General features: G+C 66.2%; 19 protein-coding genes. 8 read left to right on the top strand and 11 right to left on the bottom strand.

Annotation, left to right across the window (positions count from 1 at the left end):
• Window positions 1-19 precede the first annotated feature (19 nt).
• The 3 genes from C8C96_RS13075 to C8C96_RS13085 are packed head-to-tail and all read left to right on the top strand — an operon-like array spanning window position 20 to window position 1,075.
• Window positions 20-490 carry a DUF2721 domain-containing protein gene (locus tag C8C96_RS13075; RefSeq protein ID WP_056064262.1) on the top strand — a complete coding sequence of 157 codons (471 nt, stop codon included), beginning with the start codon at window positions 20-22 and terminating at the stop codon, window positions 488-490.
• Window positions 487-849 carry a translation initiation factor Sui1 gene (locus C8C96_RS13080; protein ID WP_121942593.1) on the top strand — a complete coding sequence of 121 codons (363 nt, stop codon included), beginning with the start codon at window positions 487-489 and terminating at the stop codon, window positions 847-849. Before C8C96_RS13075 ends, C8C96_RS13080 begins: the two co-directional genes overlap by 4 nt.
• A 13-nt stretch (window positions 850-862) precedes the next feature.
• Window positions 863-1,075, top strand: coding sequence for a DUF3820 family protein (locus C8C96_RS13085; protein ID WP_015014757.1), 213 nt, complete (start codon window positions 863-865; stop codon window positions 1,073-1,075).
• Here C8C96_RS13085 and C8C96_RS13090 read toward each other — a convergent pair.
• A complete protein-coding gene (locus C8C96_RS13090) occupies window positions 1,030-2,154 on the bottom strand; it encodes a branched-chain amino acid ABC transporter permease (RefSeq protein WP_099730623.1) in 1,125 nt (374 codons plus the stop codon). The genes C8C96_RS13085 and C8C96_RS13090 overlap by 46 nt on opposite strands.
• Window positions 2,129-2,710: a GNAT family N-acetyltransferase gene (locus C8C96_RS13095; protein WP_121942594.1), complete on the bottom strand. Its 582-nt coding sequence runs from the start codon at window positions 2,708-2,710 to the stop codon at window positions 2,129-2,131. Before C8C96_RS13095 ends, C8C96_RS13090 begins: the two co-directional genes overlap by 26 nt.
• A gap of 126 nt (window positions 2,711-2,836) precedes the next feature.
• On the opposite strand from C8C96_RS13095, the gene C8C96_RS13100 reads away from it, so the two are divergent.
• Both C8C96_RS13100 and C8C96_RS25020 read left to right on the top strand, forming a co-directional pair.
• Window positions 2,837-3,730 (top strand): LysR family transcriptional regulator, encoded by an 894-nt coding sequence (locus C8C96_RS13100; protein WP_116747399.1) that lies wholly within the window; start codon window positions 2,837-2,839, stop codon window positions 3,728-3,730.
• Between the two features lie 37 nt (window positions 3,731-3,767).
• Complete coding sequence (locus C8C96_RS25020) at window positions 3,768-3,941, top strand: LiaI-LiaF-like domain-containing protein (RefSeq protein ID WP_165836502.1); 174 nt, start codon at window positions 3,768-3,770, stop codon at window positions 3,939-3,941.
• A 43-nt stretch (window positions 3,942-3,984) separates the two neighbouring features.
• On the opposite strand, the gene C8C96_RS13105 is transcribed toward C8C96_RS25020, so the two are convergent.
• Window positions 3,985-4,479, bottom strand: coding sequence for a group III truncated hemoglobin (locus C8C96_RS13105; protein WP_121942595.1), 495 nt, complete (start codon window positions 4,477-4,479; stop codon window positions 3,985-3,987).
• 17 nt (window positions 4,480-4,496) lie between these two features.
• Window positions 4,497-5,246, bottom strand: a complete 750-nt coding sequence (gene ytfE, locus C8C96_RS13110; protein ID WP_056064247.1) for an iron-sulfur cluster repair protein YtfE — start codon at window positions 5,244-5,246, stop codon at window positions 4,497-4,499.
• Window positions 5,247-5,336: 90 nt separating this feature from the next.
• Here ytfE and C8C96_RS13115 point away from each other — a divergent pair, with 90 nt between their 5' ends.
• On the top strand, window positions 5,337-5,855 hold the full coding sequence (locus C8C96_RS13115) for an Rrf2 family transcriptional regulator (protein WP_121944005.1): 519 nt from the start codon (window positions 5,337-5,339) through the stop codon (window positions 5,853-5,855).
• Window positions 5,856-5,947: 92 nt separating this feature from the next.
• Here C8C96_RS13115 and serB read toward each other — a convergent pair whose 3' ends face one another.
• The 6 genes from serB to mfd all read right to left on the bottom strand — a co-directional run bounded on the left by serB (window position 5,948) and on the right by mfd (window position 12,438).
• The gene (serB, locus tag C8C96_RS13120; protein WP_056747189.1) at window positions 5,948-6,661 is read right to left on the bottom strand and encodes a phosphoserine phosphatase SerB; all 714 of its coding nucleotides are present in this window, start codon (window positions 6,659-6,661) and stop codon (window positions 5,948-5,950) included.
• A gap of 159 nt (window positions 6,662-6,820) precedes the next feature.
• A complete protein-coding gene (locus C8C96_RS13125) occupies window positions 6,821-7,009 on the bottom strand; it encodes a DUF3149 domain-containing protein (RefSeq protein ID WP_056747190.1) in 189 nt (62 codons plus the stop codon).
• A gap of 98 nt (window positions 7,010-7,107) precedes the next feature.
• Window positions 7,108-7,905 carry a type I methionyl aminopeptidase gene (map, locus tag C8C96_RS13130; RefSeq protein ID WP_060985958.1) on the bottom strand — a complete coding sequence of 266 codons (798 nt, stop codon included), beginning with the start codon at window positions 7,903-7,905 and terminating at the stop codon, window positions 7,108-7,110.
• Complete coding sequence (locus C8C96_RS13135) at window positions 7,902-8,156, bottom strand: ParD-like family protein (RefSeq protein WP_015014749.1); 255 nt, start codon at window positions 8,154-8,156, stop codon at window positions 7,902-7,904. Before C8C96_RS13135 ends, map begins: the two co-directional genes overlap by 4 nt.
• A gap of 81 nt (window positions 8,157-8,237) precedes the next feature.
• Window positions 8,238-8,900: a hypothetical protein gene (locus C8C96_RS13140; protein WP_121942596.1), complete on the bottom strand. Its 663-nt coding sequence runs from the start codon at window positions 8,898-8,900 to the stop codon at window positions 8,238-8,240.
• A gap of 73 nt (window positions 8,901-8,973) precedes the next feature.
• Window positions 8,974-12,438, bottom strand: coding sequence for a transcription-repair coupling factor (gene mfd / locus C8C96_RS13145; RefSeq protein ID WP_121942597.1), 3,465 nt, complete (start codon window positions 12,436-12,438; stop codon window positions 8,974-8,976).
• Window positions 12,439-12,535: 97 nt separating this feature from the next.
• Here mfd and C8C96_RS13150 point away from each other — a divergent pair, with 97 nt between their 5' ends.
• A complete protein-coding gene (locus C8C96_RS13150) occupies window positions 12,536-13,450 on the top strand; it encodes a 2-C-methyl-D-erythritol 4-phosphate cytidylyltransferase (RefSeq protein ID WP_121942598.1) in 915 nt (304 codons plus the stop codon).
• A gap of 114 nt (window positions 13,451-13,564) precedes the next feature.
• Window positions 13,565-14,044: a 2-C-methyl-D-erythritol 2,4-cyclodiphosphate synthase gene (gene ispF / locus C8C96_RS13155; protein WP_121942599.1), complete on the top strand. Its 480-nt coding sequence runs from the start codon at window positions 13,565-13,567 to the stop codon at window positions 14,042-14,044.
• 45 nt (window positions 14,045-14,089) lie between these two features.
• Here ispF and C8C96_RS13160 read toward each other — a convergent pair whose 3' ends face one another.
• Window positions 14,090-15,127: a LacI family DNA-binding transcriptional regulator gene (locus tag C8C96_RS13160; protein ID WP_121942600.1), complete on the bottom strand. Its 1,038-nt coding sequence runs from the start codon at window positions 15,125-15,127 to the stop codon at window positions 14,090-14,092.
• Window positions 15,128-15,233 lie beyond the last annotated feature (106 nt).

A 15,233-nucleotide genomic window follows, 5' to 3' on the forward strand; every position in this document is an offset into this window, starting at 1 on the left:
TTTCCCGGACCCGAACCCCATGGCTTTGCCCCTAGATACCTCCGCCATCACCCACGGCATCCAGCTGGCGGTGGCGCCCGTGTTTTTGCTCACTGCGGTGTCCGGCATGATCGGCGCGGTGGCCGGCCGCCTGGCCCGGATCATCGACCGGGCGCGTGTGGTGGAAGACCGCGCGCGCGTCAATGCCGAACCCGAGTTTCTGGCCCGTGCCTACAAGGAGCTGGCGGACTTGCGTTTGCGTGGACGGCTGGCCAACGGTTGTATTGCGCTGCTGACGTTTTGTGCCTTCCTCATTGGCACGACCATCATCCTGCTGTTCCTGGGCGAAACCACCGACTTTCAGTCCAGTCGCCTTGCGGTGGGCGGGTTTCTGGCGGGCGTTGCGTGCTTTTTGCTGGCGCTGGTGTGTTTTCTGACCGAGACGCTGCTGGCCACGCGCCTGCTCGACTTTCACATGCTGCAGCAAGAGGTAGAAGGGAAGAAGCCATGAAGTCCCTGGCAGACCTGGGCGGCCTGGTGTATTCCACCGAGTCGGGCCGCATGTGCCCCACCTGCCGCCAGCCGGTGGCGCAGTGCACCTGCAAGCAGAACAAGCCCCTGCCCACGGGTGATGGCATCGTGCGCGTATCGCGCGAGACCAAAGGGCGCGGCGGCAAGGCGGTCACCCTGGTCAAAGGCGTGCTGGTGGACGAGACTGCGCTGGAGCAGCTAGGCAAGCAGCTCAAGGCCGCCTGTGGCAGCGGCGGCACGGTGAAGGACGGCGTGATCGAGGTGCAGGGCGACCACGTGGAACGCGTGATGGCCGCGCTGCAGAAGCTGGGCCACAAGGTCAAGCGCGCAGGCGGTTGAGGAGCCCAGGGCAATGGACGCAGAGAAACTGCAACGCCTGGTCACCACCGAGATGCCGTACGGCAAGCACAAAGGCACGCTGCTGGCGGACCTGCCGGGCAACTACCTCAACTGGTTTGCGCGCGAGGGGTTTCCCAAGGGCGAGTTGGGCCAGTTGCTGGCGCTGATGCACGAGATTGATCACAACGGGCTGTCGGACCTGCTGCGGCCCTTGCGGGGGCGGTGATTCTTCCCCAGTGCCTGCGCTGCGTCGGGCGCTGGCCACAGGCCGCTGGAGCGCCACAACATGGTGACGATCATGGCCAAGGCAATCAGCAGCGGGCGCATCACGCCCGCATCCAGTAGTCCGTGCGTTGCTGCCTGCAGGGGGCCGACCACATAGCGCAGTACCTCTGGCAGCGCTGCGAGCAGCACGGCTCCCAGGACCACCCCGGGGATATGCCCCATGCCGCCAAACACCACCATGGCAACGATGAGCACAGACTCCTGCAGGCTGAAGGCCTCGGGGGAAACGAAGCCCTGAAAAGCCGCAAACATGGCGCCAGTCACTCCGCCAAAGCTGGCGCCCACGCCGAAGGCCAGCAGCTTGAGGTTGCGGGTGTTGATGCCCATGGACCGGGCTGCGGTTTCATCGTCGCGGATAGCCATCCATGCGCGGCCGATGCGGGAGTGTTGCAGGCGCAGACAGACAACGATGGTGAGCGTCACCAGCGCCAGAAACAGGTAGTAGTACAGCGTGACCGACGCCACCTCATGGCCCGCCACCACCAGGGGTCGGCCCAGGTCCACCCCCAGGATGTGCACCGGGTCAATCAAGCCCAGACCCTGGGCGCCCTGCGTGATGTTGACGGGGTGGCTCATGTTGATGACCAGCAGGCGCACGATTTCGCCAAAGCCCAGGGTGACCACCGCCAGGTAGTCCCCCCGCAGCTTGAGGGTAGGGGCTCCCAGCAGCATGCCGAGCAGGGCCGCGCATGCCGCGCCCAGCGGGATGGTCACCCACCAGGGGGCGTGCAGCCCCTGCGGGAACAGCGCAGCGATCCACGCAAAGTGGTCGGTCAGGTGGGGTGAGGTCAGCAGGGCAAACAGGTAGGCACCCAGTGCGTAGAAGGCCACATACCCCAGGTCCAGCAGGCCTGCATAACCCACCACCACGTTCAGGCCTAGTGCCAGCATGACGTACAGCAGGCTGACGTCAGCAACGCGCACCCAGTGGTGGCCGAAGGGTTGCAGTACCAGGGGCAGCAGGAGCACTGCGAGGACCAGGCCTGCTTGCGTGCTACGCCGTTCGAAGATCGTGCTCATGGGTGATGCCGTGGCTGGGGCGGTGGACGGGACGCTGCATGAAGCGCCAGTGGCTGTGCAGTGCCAGCGGCACCTCGGTGCCTTCGTAGGCCGCGCAGTCGGCGTAGCCGTGGGCTTCGTACAGGCGGTGTGCTGCCTGCATGAAAAGGGCGGTGTCCAGGCAAATGCGGGTGTAGCCCGCCTGACAGGCATCTGCGTACAGCTTGCGCAGTGCCGACGAACCGAGATGCAGGCCCCGGTAGGCGGGGCGGACGTACAGGCGCTTGACTTCGACGGTGCCTGCGCCCAAGGGCCGCAGGCCACACATGCCTGCGGCTTCGCCATTCACGGCGATCAGGTAGTACGCGCTGTTTGGCCGGTTTCCGGTCTGTGAGACCTTCAATCCGGGCAGGTCCTCCGGTGGCAGCGGCAAGCTGGCACGCGGGGAGAGGGCCGGAAAGCACCGGGCTATTTCGCCATGCACCCAGCGCAGATATTCAGCCTGCAAACCCATCAGCGACTTTCGGGTTTCGCAGGTGCTGGCGGAGTCGGCGCGAAGGAATGACGGGTTCGGCATGGCGTGGATGTATGGAAGTGCAAGAAGGTTAGACTGGATCGAATCAGCCAAAAAGTGGCTTTCATTCCTTTTATTGCGGAATGAAAAGATTGAATTGGCCGTGCTCAACCGGAGTAAACAACGCAGATGGACAAGCTCAGTGGCATGTTGGCCTTTGTGAAAACGGCGGAGCTGGGCAGCTTTGTGGCCGCCGGACGGGCGCTGGAGATATCGGCGTCTGCGGTGGGCAAGGGCGTGGCGCGGCTGGAGCAGGAGGTGGGCGTGCGCCTATTGCAGCGCAGCACCCGGCGCATCCAGCTGACGGCAGAGGGGCGCCTGTTCCATGAGCGCTGCCGGCGCGTGCTGGACGACCTGGACGACGCGCAGGCCATGCTGTCGCTCTCTCGGGAGACCCCACGGGGAAAGCTGCGGGTGAGTGCGCCCATCGTGGGCTACCACTTCCTGATCCCCTTGGTGCCGGAGTTTCTGGCGCGCTACCCCGAGGTGGAGCTGGACATCACGTTCAGCGACCGAGCGATCGACCTGATTGACGAAGGCATTGACGTGGCGATTCGCAGTGGCGACCTGCGCGATTCACGCCTGGTGTCGCGGCCCTTGCAGACCTTTCGGCTGCTGCTGTGCGCTGCGCCCAGCTACCTGGAGCGCCACGGCACGCCCGCTGCACTGCGCGACCTGGAGCGGCATGCCTGCGTGCGCTTTCGCCACCCGGATTCCGGCAAGCTGCTCGACTGGCCGTGGCGCGAGGACCTGGCCAGCGACGAACCACGCCTTCGCACGGTGCTGGCCTGCAACAACATCGAAGCCGTTCTGGGTGCCACCCTGCGGGGGATCGGTATTGCCTGTATGCCCGACTTTCTGGTGCGCAATGCCCTGGCTGAGGGGCGACTGGTGAGCGTGCTAGAGCCGCACCTGGGCCCGGCCCGCCAGTTCCGGGCACTGTGGCCCTCCAGCCGCCATCTGTCGCCCAAGGTGCGCGTGTGGGTGGATTACCTGGGCGCGCAGTTGTCCAGCCCGCCATAATCGCGGCCATACCAACAACCACACCGAGGGAATGCACATGAAGGGCAATATCGCTGCGATCGTTCTGGTCGTGCTGGGCGTGTTTTTTCTGCTGACCAACCTGGGACTGATCAGCATCAGCCTTCGCGAGCTGCTGCGGGTGTGGTGGCCTGTGGCACTGATAGCAGTGGGTCTGGCGCTGTTCTTCACGCCGGGCAACAAGGGCAAATAAGCCAGTAGCGGGCGCTGGCGACCGCGTTGCCAGCCGGCAGTCTTCAACCTCGCTGGGTTTCTCCGCTGCCCTGGTGGCGGGCGCCGTGCTCATCGCGCCCATGGCGCCCATGGCCCTCGTCGCGGGGCTGCACAAAACCGGGGTCGTTCGCAAAGTAGCCCCGGAACAGGTTGCGTGCAATGCCATGGGCCGCCACCTGCAGGTCGTGCGCCACCTCCGGCGCAAACAAGCGATTGGTGTGCTGTTGCCACAGCGCCACCCAGGCCGCAAAGTGGGCGGGTGTGACGCCCTCCAGCGCCATGTGTTTGCCGAAGACATCGCCTTTGAAGCTGCGGGCGCCTAGCGCGACGGTGCTCCAGAAGTCCACCAGGCGCTGCAGGTGGGCGTCCCACTGGCCGTGCAGGGCCTTTTCAAACACCGGGCCCAGAAGCGGGTCGCGCCGCACATCCCCGTAAAAGCCGTGCACCAGTTGCGTGATGCTCTCCGCGCTGGGGGCGAGCTTGCCGGCGGTCTGTGTAGGGTGGGCTTCTTCGGTCATGGCGGCAGTGTGCTGGCTCACTGGCAGCCGCAGGCTGACGTGGCACAAGCTTGCGCGGGTGCAGCGCTGGCTTCGAACCGCGGAAACAGCACGTTGTTTTCCAGGTGGATGTGGTTGATGAGGTCGTCGCCCAGCTGGGCAATGCCCGCGTAGAGCGCGCGCCAGGTGTTGCATGCACCTTGGGGAGGCGTGGCGTCATTCGTCAGCGCGTTGAGCTTGTCCAGCGCCTCGCCATGGTCCACATGTTCGGCGCGCATCATGCCGATGGGCTGGCCCACAAACGGGTTGCCGCCGTTCTTGAGCATGGGGAACAGCACCTGCTCTTCCTTGAGCATGTGCGACAGCAGCTCCTCGTGCATGGCCTCCAGGTGGTCGGCCAGGCCGACCGGTACCTGCGGGTGGTCGCGGTGCACGGCCTCCACGCGGCGGGCCATGCGGATCAGCTCGGGCAGCTGCTGGCGGTGCACCTCGTGGTAGCGCGCCAGGATGTGGTCGATGAGCGCGCTGGGCGACGCTGCCTCGGGCACGGCGTCGCTGCGCTGCAGGGCCGCCAGCTCGGCCAGCACGGCGTCGGCGTCCAGCCCCTTGTCGGCAGCCGCCTTGGCTAGGCTCACCTGGCCACCGCAGCAGAAGTCCAGCTTGAGGCGCCGAAACACCGCCGTGGCGCCCGGCAACTGCACGGCGATCTGGCCGATCTGCTGCTCGGCGCTCAGCGGCAGTGGGGTGGTGGGGGCTGTGGCGTGCAGGGTGTCGATGCGGGCGTTCATGGTGGTCCTTTAAAGATTCATATCGTGTGAATATTTTAGCGAATAAAATTCAGGATGTATGCATCTTTTTGATTGATCTGCGGCAAACCCATGCGACTGACCCAATGGACCGACTACACGCTGCGCGTGCTGATGTATTGCGCCGCCACCGAGGGGCGGGCGCAGCCCGTCACCATCACGGAGGTGGCCGAGGGCTATGGCATCTCGCGCAGCCACCTGATGAAGATCGTGCAGCAGCTGTCGGCGCAGGGCCTGCTGGAGACCACGCGCGGGCGGGGCGGTGGCATGCGGCTGATGGTGCCGGCGTCGTCCATCCACATTGGCGCGGTGGTGCGTGCCACCGAGACGGACTTCAACCTGGTGGAATGTTTTGACCCTGCCTCCAGCCAGTGCCGCCTGAGCAGCCACTGCCGGCTCAAAGGGGTGCTGGGCCAGGCCATGCAGGCCTATCTGGAGGTGCTGGATGGCGTGACGCTGGCGGACCTGGTGGCGCCCACGTCACCCCAGAGTGTGGCGCTGCTGGCCACGGTGGCCGCCCCGCGCGCCGGCAGTGCCCGCCGCAGGGCGTCGTTGGTGCCCGGATTGCCCGATGCACCTGGGTTTGAATAAAAACGGCGTGATGCGCTAGTGCTACATGCCTGGATAGCTATCAAATTAATAGTATCCAGTGGCGCCCTGTACGTACTGAGGCGCCACGCCGCTCAGCGCAGCACTTCCAGCAAGCGGTCGAGCCCGCCCTGGTTGATAGCCACCTTGGCCTGTGCACGCACGGCGGGCTTGGCGTGGTAGGCCACCGACAGGCCGGCGGCACCCATCATCGGCAGGTCGTTGGCGCCGTCGCCCACGGCAATCGCCTGCTGCGGCGAAATGCCCATGAGCGAGGCCACTTCCAGCAGCGTGCGGCGCTTTTCTGCGCCGTCGCAGATGTCGCCCCAGGCCTGGTCCACCATGCGGCCCGTCAGCTGGCCGTCTTGCACTTCCAGCATGTTGGAGCGCGCAAAGTCGATGCCCAGGCCCGCCTTCACGCGGTCGGCAAAAAAGGTGAAGCCGCCCGAGACCAGCAGCGTGGTGAGGCCCGCAGCCTTGGCGGCGGTGATCAGCTCCTTGGCACCGGGGTTGAAGCGCAGGCGCTCGGTGAACACCTGCTCCATGTGCTGTACCGTCACGCCCTTGAGCAGGGCCACACGCTGGCGCAGGCTCTCCTTGTAGTCGGTGATCACGCCCTGCATGGCTGCCTCGGTGATGGCGGCCACCTCGGCCTTGCGGCCGGCGGCATCGGCGATTTCGTCCACGCACTCGATGTTGATGAGGGTGGAGTCCATGTCAAAAGCGATGAGCTTGTAGGCGGACAGGGACAGCGGAGGCTCGATGCCCTGGATGACGAGGCCAGGGGCGAATTCGGTTGCGTGGGTCATGGCAGAAAAAGGGGGAACAAATGCGGGGTAAGAACCCGCAATGGTATCCCTGGCAGGCTTTTGTTCCCGCCGTGCCCGCCACGCTCGCTCCAGGCGCTACCCCGGAGACTGGGCGGCAGAGGCCGCGCCCCGTGCGCGGCTCTCGTCAGATCCTGTGCCTCAGCGGGGATGCGGCAGGTTCTGGCCGCCGCCTTTGAGGGCCTTGGCGGCTGGGTTGGGCTGGGGCGGCTCGTTCATCTTGACCAGGAACATGCGCACAAAAAATGCGGCCATGCAGATCATGAACCCGATGCCGATGATGCTCATCAGGCCGTAGTCGGTAGAAAACAGATCGTTCAGCAGCTTCATGGAGACCCTCCTTATGGTGGTGTTCACCACTATCGGATGGTCCCTGCGGCGGCTGCTTGTGCTGTGTCAAAGACTGCGGCGTGCGGGCAAGATGCAGGTCAAACCATGGCGGGATAGCGGCCAGTGCCTTCGGGCCAGGGCGTGAGCACCTCGAACCCATCGGCCGTCACGGCCACCATGTGTTCCCACTGGGCGGACAGCGAGCGGTCGCGGGTGACCACGGTCCAGCCGTCGGCCAGCTCCTGCGTATCGCGCTTGCCGGCGTTGATCATGGGCTCGATGGTGAAGACCATGCCTTCCTCCAGCCGCAGGCCCTGGCCACGCTGCCCGTAGTGCAGCACCTGGGGCTCGTCGTGGTAGATCTGCCCGATCCCGTGGCCGCAGTATTCGCGCACCACGCTGAACCGCTCGCGGTGGGCCACGGTCTGTATGGCATGGCCCACATCGCCCAGCGTGGCGCCGGGGCGTACCTGGGCAATGCCGGCGCACATGGCCTCGTAGGTGGTGTCCACCAGGCGGCGCGCCAGCGGGCTGGGCTCGCCCACAAAGTACATGCGGCTGGTGTCGCCAAACCAGCCATCCTTGATGATGGCCACATCGATGTTGATGATGTCGCCCGCCTTGAGCACCTGCCCTGGCGACGGAATGCCGTGGCAGATCACGTGGTTGACCGAGGTGCACACGGTTTTGGGATACCCCAGGTAGCCCACGTTGGCGGGGGTGACCTGCAGTTCGTTCACGATGTAGTCGTGGCAGAGCCGGTCCAGCGCCTCGGTGCTGACGCCGGGCTGCACGTGCGGCGTGATCATGTGCAGCACGCGGGCGGCCAGGTGGCCGGCCTCACGCGCCTGGGCGATTTCGGCGGGGGAGCGCAGGGTGACGCGGGACGATTTCATTGAACGCGCCGCCCGCTGTGGCCCGGCTTGGCGGCCACGGAGGCCGCCACCGTGTCCAGATCGAAGCCCCCGGCCTGTTCGGCGCGGATCAGCAGCTGGCAGATGTCGCTGTGGTCGAGGTTGGGGTGCAGCTCGGCCAGCATGCCGATGCGCATCCAGTGTTCTGCCTGCGCGTTGATGGAGCGAGACAGGGCGTTGCTGGCAACGCGCAGGTTCTCGTGCATTTGGTCTGAAATTTTGACAATACCCATGCAGCGAATTGTATTCGAAACATATACGTTTCGTATCGGTGCGTGTCTGCAGTGCCTGTGGTGTGCGTTGGCAACACTGCGCTACTGCGGAGGGCGCTTCAGATAGAGCTGGTCGGACCAGGTGGCCAGCCACTCGGGCTTGAAGGCCACAAAAATCGCGGTGAGCATGCCCGTCACAAACCCGTCGCCCCATGCCATGAGCCAGCGGGCCACCAGCGACAGTTCGTCGCCCACACCGGGCAACTGGTGCCCGGTCCATTGCGAGAGCACGCCTGCCGCAAACACGCAGGCCACAGTGCCCAGAAACGCCCGGCCCAACACGTACACAAACGGCTGCGTACCGACAAAGCGCCGCACCAGCGCGCCCAGCGCCAGGGCCAGCGTGGCGGGCACGACCCCCAGCCAGATGGCAGCGCCCAGGGCATCGGCCCAGTCCAGGGCGGGTGAGAGCAGGCCCGCAATGGCGCCCACCGCCAGCAGCACCGGGATGGCCAGCGGCCAGCCCAGCATCAGCACCACGAGGCACGCGCCCGACCATTGCAATTGCAGCGGCATGGCGTGCAGCGTGGGCAGCGCCCACAGCCAGGGCAGAAACACCAGCGTGGCGAGCAATGGTGTCCACAGCGGGGACGCCGCGCCATGGGACTCGTGCTCCAGCGGCGTGCGGCTGGCCAGCAAGCGCCAGGGCCGCGTGACCAAGGCGGTCGTCAGGGCCACCAGCGCGACAAGAGACTCCAGCCACATTTTTTTGCTTCTCTTTTGATAGCTACCAGCGCATGATTTACTAGCGCTTGTGACCTCTCTGGCTTGTAAAGTGCTATGCAGCCACCACGGGTTGCCCCAGGCTGCGCAGAATGTCCCGCACCATCTGTGCGCGGTCTTTGGGCTCTTTCAGCTCGCGCTCGATGCGCAGCTTCTCGTTGCCCGCCAGCTTGATGTGCTTGTTCTTCTGAATCAGTTCAATGATGCGCATCGGGTCGATGGGCGGCTGGGGCTTGAAGGTGATGTTGATCACGCCCGGCGCGGCATCCACCTTGACCACGCCGTAGGGCTGGCTAAGCACGCGCAGGCGGTGCACGTCGATGAGGGTCTGGGCCTGCGGGGGCAGCTTGCCGAAGCGGTCCACGATCTCTTCGAGCAGGCTGTCGATCTGGTCGGGGTTCTTGGCCGTGGCCAGCTTCTTGTAGAACGACAGGCGCAGGTGCACGTCGCCGCAGTAGTCGTCGGGCAGCAGGGCGGGGGCGTGCAGGTTGATGTCGGTGGTGACGCTCAGCGGGCTGAGCAGGTCCGGCTCCTTGCCGGCCTTGAGCGCCTTGACGGCTTCGTTCAGCATCTCGTTGTACAGCTGAAAGCCCACCTCCAGCATGTTGCCGCTCTGGTTCTCGCCCAGCACCTCGCCGGCGCCCCGGATCTCCAGGTCGTGCATGGCCAGGTAGAAGCCGCTGCCCAGTTCCTCCATCTGCTGGATGGCGTCGAGCCGCTGCGCGGCCTGCTTGGTCAGGCCCTCGGTGTCGGGCACCATCAGGTAGGCGTACGCCTGGTGGTGGCTGCGGCCCACGCGGCCGCGCAGCTGGTGCAGCTGCGCCAGGCCGAACTTGTCGGCGCGGCTCATGATGATGGTGTTGGCCGTGGGCACGTCGATGCCGGTCTCGATGATGGTCGAGCACAGCAGGATGTTGTAGCGCTGGGCGACGAAGTCGCGCATCACGCGCTCCAGTTCGCGCTCAGGCATCTGGCCGTGGGCCACGGCGATGCGGGCCTCGGGCAATATTTCTTCGAGCTTCTGGCGGCGGTTCTCGATGGTCTCCACCTCGTTGTGCAGGAAGTACACCTGCCCGCCACGCTTCAATTCACGCAGCACCGCTTCGCGGATCACGCCCGTGCCCTCGTTGCGCACGAAGGTCTTGATCGCCAGGCGCCGCTGCGGTGCGGTCGCGATGACCGACAGGTCGCGCAGGCCTTCCAGCGCCATGCCCAGCGTGCGCGGGATGGGCGTGGCTGTGAGGGTGAGCACGTCCACCTCGGCGCGCAGGGCCTTCATCTGCTCCTTGTGGCGCACGCCGAAGCGGTGCTCCTCGTCGATGATGAGCAGGCCCAGGTTGTGGAACTTGGTGGACTCAGACAGCAGCTTGTGCGTGCCCACCACGATGTCCACCGTGCCGTCGCCGATGCCCTTGATGGCGGCGGTGATCTCCTTGCCCGAGCGAAAGCGCGACACCTCGGCCACCTTCACCGGCCATTTGCTGAAGCGGTCTACCAGCGTCTGGTAGTGCTGCTCGGCCAGCAGGGTCGTGGGCGCGAGGAAGGCCACCTGCTTGCCGCCCGTGACGGCCACGAAGGCCGCGCGCAGGGCCACCTCGGTCTTGCCAAAGCCCACGTCGCCGCAGACCAGGCGGTCCATGGGGCGGGGGCTGATCATGTCCTGGATCACCGCGTGGATGGCCGCGTTCTGGTCGGCCGTTTCTTCAAAGCCGAAGTCGTTGGCAAAGGTCTCGTAGTCCTGCGGGCTGTAGCGGAAGGCGTGGCCTTCGCGCGCCGCGCGGCGGGCATAGATGTTGAGCAGCTCGGCCGCGCTGTCGCGCACCTGCTCGGCGGCCTTGCGCTTGGCCTTTTCCCACTGGCCGCTGCCCAGCTTGTGCAGCGGTGCTTCGTCGGCGCTGACGCCGGTGTAGCGGCTGATGAGCTGTAGCTGGCTCACGGGCACGTAGAGCACGGCCTTGTCGGCGTATTCCAGATGCAGGAACTCCTGCATGGCGGGCGTGCCGTCGGGGTTCTTGTTGCCCACGTCCATGTTGACCAGGCCGCGGTAGCGGCCGATGCCGTGCGCGCTGTGGACCACGGGGTCGCCCACGTTGAGCTCGGCCAGGTCCTTGATCAGCGCCTCAACGTCGCTCACCTGCTCCTGCTTTTTGCGCCGACGCGTGGTGGGGCCGGCGGCGAAGAGTTCGGTCTCGGTGACGAAGTCGATGCCGTCCTCGATCCAGCTGAAGCCCACGGTGAGGCCGGCGGTGGCGATGCCCACCTTCTCATCGTCCGCGCCCTGGAACTCGGCCAGCGAGTCGAAGGCCGGTGGGTTCACCCCGCTGGCGCGCAGAAAGTCGAGCAGGCTCTCGCGCCGGCCATCGCTCTCAGCCAGCAGCAGCACGCGGTTTTGCGTGTTGCGGATGTGGGCGTGCAGACGGGCCAGCGGGTCTTCGGCACCACGCACCACCGACAGGTCGCCCAGCTTCTGGAAGTGCGGGTTGTCGGCAATGTCCTCCACGCCGGGGCGGATGGACAGCTGGGCATGCTCCTTGGCGCGCGTGTAGAACTGGTCGGCCGAGAGGAACAGCGCCTCGGGTGGCAGCACCGGGCGCTCGGGGTCGCCCTGCACCAGGCGAAAGCGGTCTTTCGTGTCCTGCCAGAAGCGCTGGAAGGCGGGCTCCAGGTCGCCGTGCAGCACCACGGTGGCTTCGCCGCCCAGGTAGTCGAACACGGTGGCGGTCTCGTCGAAGAACAGCGGCAGGTAGTACTCGATGCCGGCCGTGGCCACGCCCGCGCCCATGTCCTTGTAGATGCGGCTCTTGGTCGGGTCGCCCTCGAGCATCTCGCGCCAGCGGCTGCGGAACTTGGCGCGCGCCTCGTCGTCCATGGGGAACTCGCGCCCGGGCAGCAGGCGCACCTCGGGCACGGGGTACAGGCTGCGCTGGCTGTCGGGGTCGAAGGTGCGGATGCTGTCGATCTCGTCGTCGAACAAATCCACGCGGAAGGGTACGAGCGAGCCCATGGGGAACAGGTCGATCAGCCCGCCGCGCACGGCGTACTCGCCCGGGCTCACCACCTGCGAGACATGGCTGTACCCCGCCAGCGTGAGCTGGGCCTTGAACTTCGCCTCGTCGAGCTTTTGCCTGACCTTGAAGTGGAAGGTGTAGCCCGCGAGGAAGGAGGGCGGCGCGAGCCGGTACAACGCGGTGGTGGCGGGCACCAGCACGACATCGGCTTCGCCTTGCGAAATGCGCCACAGCGTGGCCAGCCGCTCGCTGATCAGGTCTTGGTGCGGGGAGAAGGTGTCGTAAGGCAGCGTCTCCCAGTCGGGGAACAGTGCGCAGCGCAGGCCCGGCGCAAAAAAGGCCATTTCGTCGATGAGCCGCTGTGCATCGGTGGCGTCGGACGTGACGATGGCGGTGGTGTGGCCAGCGGCCTTGTCGCGCTCGGCCAGGCGTGCCAGCAGCAGGGAGTCGGCGCTGCCCACGGGGCGGGGCAGGGCAAAGCGTTTTCCGGGGGAGAGTTTGGGGAGTTCCATGCGGACGGTGTCGTCAGTGGGCCCACCGCATCCCCAGGGGCGCGAAACACGCACGGGCTGGATCGGGGGCAACGGGAGATTTTAGAATGAGCGCTCCATGACTGCTCCTCTGTTGCACCCTTCGCTCACCCCCTTGTCGGCCCAAGGGCGTTTTTGGGCCTTGGTGCCCTGTGCAGGGGTCGGGTCGCGGGCCGTGCCGGCAGGCGCAGGCATGGCCCCTTCAGCACAGCCTGTGCAGGCATCGACCGTGGCGGCTTTTTCGCCCACCTCAGCGCTGTCTGCCAATGCACCCGTGGCGGTTGCCCCGTTGCCCAAGCAATACCACCTGGTGGCAGGCCATCCGATGGTGCTGCACACACTGGCTGCGTTTGCCGGAGTCGGGCGCTTGCTGGGGACGCTGGTGGCCGTGGCGCCGGGGGATCACTTTCTGGTTGCCCATGCCCATCCCGCATTTTTTGTGGTGGAGTGTGGTGGCCCCACGCGTGCCGACACGGTGCTGGGTGGCCTCAGGGCGCTGCTGGATCGTGGCGCCCAACCTGGCGACTGGGTGCTGGTGCATGACGCAGCGCGCTGCCTCGTGACCTCAGAGCAGATCGATGCGCTCATCGACCAATGCGCGGGCGACAGTGTGGGTGGCCTGTTGGCGCACAAGCTGGCCGACACGCTCAAGACTTCCATCGACGGCCCGGGCGGCGTGCGCGTGGCCTCCACTGTGGACCGCAGCGACAAGTGGCTGGCGCAGACGCCGCAGATGTTCCGCATCGGCCCGCTGATGGAGGCCATCGACAAGGTGGGCTCCAACGTGACCGATGAAGCCAGTGCGATGGAGGCCCTGGGTTTTCACCCCCGGCTGGTGCCCGGCGGGGCGCAGAATTTCAAGGTCACTTACCCGGACGATTTCGCGCTGGCAGCTGCGGTGCTGGCCCAGCGGGCGCACAGCACCACGCTGGAGCGCTTTGGCGGGGAGCGGGGGCAGGTGAGTACGGCCCCAGGCAAGAAGAATCTTTTTTAGTCCGCTGCGCATGGCGCTGCCGGCATCACCGGTGCGCTGCCTGCGTTGCTCATCGGGGGAAACCGTCCGACGTTCCCCGCGACTCCTCACACAAACCTTCACAAAGGCAGACAAATGAATTTCAGGATTGGAGAAGGCTGGGACGTACATGCGCTGGTGCCCGGCCGCCGCCTGGTGATTGGTGGGGTGGAGATCCCTCACCCGACAGGCCTGCTGGGCCACTCGGACGCCGACGTATTGCTGCACGCCATCACTGACGCGCTGCTGGGCGCGGCGGCACTGGGAGACATTGGCCGCCATTTCCCCGACACCGATGCCGCGTTCCGGGGCGCAGACTCGGGCGTGCTGCTGGCCGAGGCGGCGCGGCGGGTGCGCGCAGCGGGCTTTGAGATCGGCAACATCGACAGCACGGTTATCGCCCAGGCCCCACGCCTGGCGGCGCACATCCCCGGCATGCGGGCCGCCATCGCCCGCGCGGTGGGTGTGGCAGAGGACCAGGTCAATGTGAAAGCCAAGACGGCCGAGCGCCTGGGCCCGGTGGGGCAGGGGCTGGCCATGGAGGCACGGGCCATAGCGCTGGTCTACCGGGCGTAAGCCGCAGGGGATTGGCCCGGCCTTTGCCGCAGTGTCTTGCAGCGCTCAGCTGCTGCTGCGCTCCACGATGGAAAAGCCGATGTCCACCACGGGCTGGGCGACTGCCTTGCCCTCGGCCCGGTCGGCAATCCACTGAGCTGCTGTCTGGCCTATGCGTGTGCCATCGATGCGCACGCTGGAAAGAGCCGGGCTGACGGTCTCGGCAAAGTCGATGTCGCCAAACCCCATCACCGCGAGTTGCTGAGGCACTGCGATTGCGCGGGCCCTGGCTTCGGTGAGCACGCCCAGGGCGAGCATGTCGGAGCTGCAGAACACTGCGTCGATATCGGGCACGTCGGCCAGCAGGGCTGCGAGCCCGGCACGGCCATCTGCGTGGGTAGTGGGTGATTTACCCAGTCGCACGGCGGGCGGGCGCAGACCCAGGTGCGCGGCGGCGTCGGCAAAGCCCTGAGCGCGCCGCGCCGCGCGCTCGTCTCCGCCACTGAGCAGCGCCAGCCGTCGCCGTCCCCTGGCGAACAGGTGCTCGCACACGGCGGCGCCCAGCGCTTCGTGGCGCAGGCCGACCAGCATGTCGATCGGGGTGTCCGTGAAGTCCCAGGTTTCCACCACCGGAATGCCCGAGGCCATCAGCAACCGCCGCCCCTCGGGTGAGTGCATGACCCCCGTAAGCACGATCCCATCGGGCCGCCGGCCCACGATGGCGCGCAGCAACTCGTCTTCGCGTGAACGGGCGTAGCCCACCTGGCCCACCATGACCTGAAAGCCGCGCAGTTCCAGCGCATCGGTGAGGGCCTGCACCATTTCACCAAACAGTGGCCCCGTGAGCGTGGGGACCAGTGCCGTCACCACGTGGCTGCGCGCCGAACGCAACCCGCCTGCCACGAGGTTGGGTACATAGCCCAAGGCGGAAACGGCTTCCTGAACCCGTTGCCGTGTGCGCTCAGACACCTGCTGCGGCGTGTTGATGGCGCGCGACACGGTAATCATCGACACGCCTGCCCGTTCTGCCACCTCGCGCAGCGTGACCGCCGAGCGGTCGCGGCCGGAGGGTGGGGCAGTGCGGGCCGGATCAGGAGCTTGCATGGTGGTGGAGTCTAAAGGGCGCGTGACTTCGGGTTGGCACCGTGCACGCCCCTGTGCGACGGCACCCAAGTGAAATTCACAAACCAAGGGTTTTCACTATGTTGTC

It is taken from the genome of Acidovorax sp. 100 (genome assembly GCF_003688355.1).
GTDB classification, from domain to species: Bacteria; Pseudomonadota; Gammaproteobacteria; order Burkholderiales; family Burkholderiaceae_C; genus Acidovorax; species Acidovorax delafieldii.

Bases quoted from the DNA above. Each gene is read 5' to 3' on its own strand.
- C8C96_RS13075 (WP_056064262.1), top strand. From the start codon at position 20: ATGGCTTTGCCCCTAGATACCTCCGCCATCACCCACGGCATCCAGCTG.
- C8C96_RS13080 (WP_121942593.1), top strand. From the start codon at position 487: ATGAAGTCCCTGGCAGACCTGGGCGGCCTGGTGTATTCCACCGAGTCG.
- C8C96_RS13085 (WP_015014757.1), top strand. From the start codon at position 863: ATGGACGCAGAGAAACTGCAACGCCTGGTCACCACCGAGATGCCGTAC.
- C8C96_RS13090 (WP_099730623.1), bottom strand. From the start codon at position 2,154: ATGAGCACGATCTTCGAACGGCGTAGCACGCAAGCAGGCCTGGTCCTC.
- C8C96_RS13095 (WP_121942594.1), bottom strand. From the start codon at position 2,710: ATGCCGAACCCGTCATTCCTTCGCGCCGACTCCGCCAGCACCTGCGAA.
- C8C96_RS13100 (WP_116747399.1), top strand. From the start codon at position 2,837: ATGGACAAGCTCAGTGGCATGTTGGCCTTTGTGAAAACGGCGGAGCTG.
- C8C96_RS25020 (WP_165836502.1), top strand. From the start codon at position 3,768: ATGAAGGGCAATATCGCTGCGATCGTTCTGGTCGTGCTGGGCGTGTTT.
- C8C96_RS13105 (WP_121942595.1), bottom strand. From the start codon at position 4,479: ATGACCGAAGAAGCCCACCCTACACAGACCGCCGGCAAGCTCGCCCCC.
- ytfE (WP_056064247.1), bottom strand. From the start codon at position 5,246: ATGAACGCCCGCATCGACACCCTGCACGCCACAGCCCCCACCACCCCA.
- C8C96_RS13115 (WP_121944005.1), top strand. From the start codon at position 5,337: ATGCGACTGACCCAATGGACCGACTACACGCTGCGCGTGCTGATGTAT.
- serB (WP_056747189.1), bottom strand. From the start codon at position 6,661: ATGACCCACGCAACCGAATTCGCCCCTGGCCTCGTCATCCAGGGCATC.
- C8C96_RS13125 (WP_056747190.1), bottom strand. From the start codon at position 7,009: ATGAAGCTGCTGAACGATCTGTTTTCTACCGACTACGGCCTGATGAGC.
- map (WP_060985958.1), bottom strand. From the start codon at position 7,905: ATGAAATCGTCCCGCGTCACCCTGCGCTCCCCCGCCGAAATCGCCCAG.
- C8C96_RS13135 (WP_015014749.1), bottom strand. From the start codon at position 8,156: ATGGGTATTGTCAAAATTTCAGACCAAATGCACGAGAACCTGCGCGTT.
- C8C96_RS13140 (WP_121942596.1), bottom strand. From the start codon at position 8,900: ATGTGGCTGGAGTCTCTTGTCGCGCTGGTGGCCCTGACGACCGCCTTG.
- mfd (WP_121942597.1), bottom strand. From the start codon at position 12,438: ATGGAACTCCCCAAACTCTCCCCCGGAAAACGCTTTGCCCTGCCCCGC.
- C8C96_RS13150 (WP_121942598.1), top strand. From the start codon at position 12,536: ATGACTGCTCCTCTGTTGCACCCTTCGCTCACCCCCTTGTCGGCCCAA.
- ispF (WP_121942599.1), top strand. From the start codon at position 13,565: ATGAATTTCAGGATTGGAGAAGGCTGGGACGTACATGCGCTGGTGCCC.
- C8C96_RS13160 (WP_121942600.1), bottom strand. From the start codon at position 15,127: ATGCAAGCTCCTGATCCGGCCCGCACTGCCCCACCCTCCGGCCGCGAC.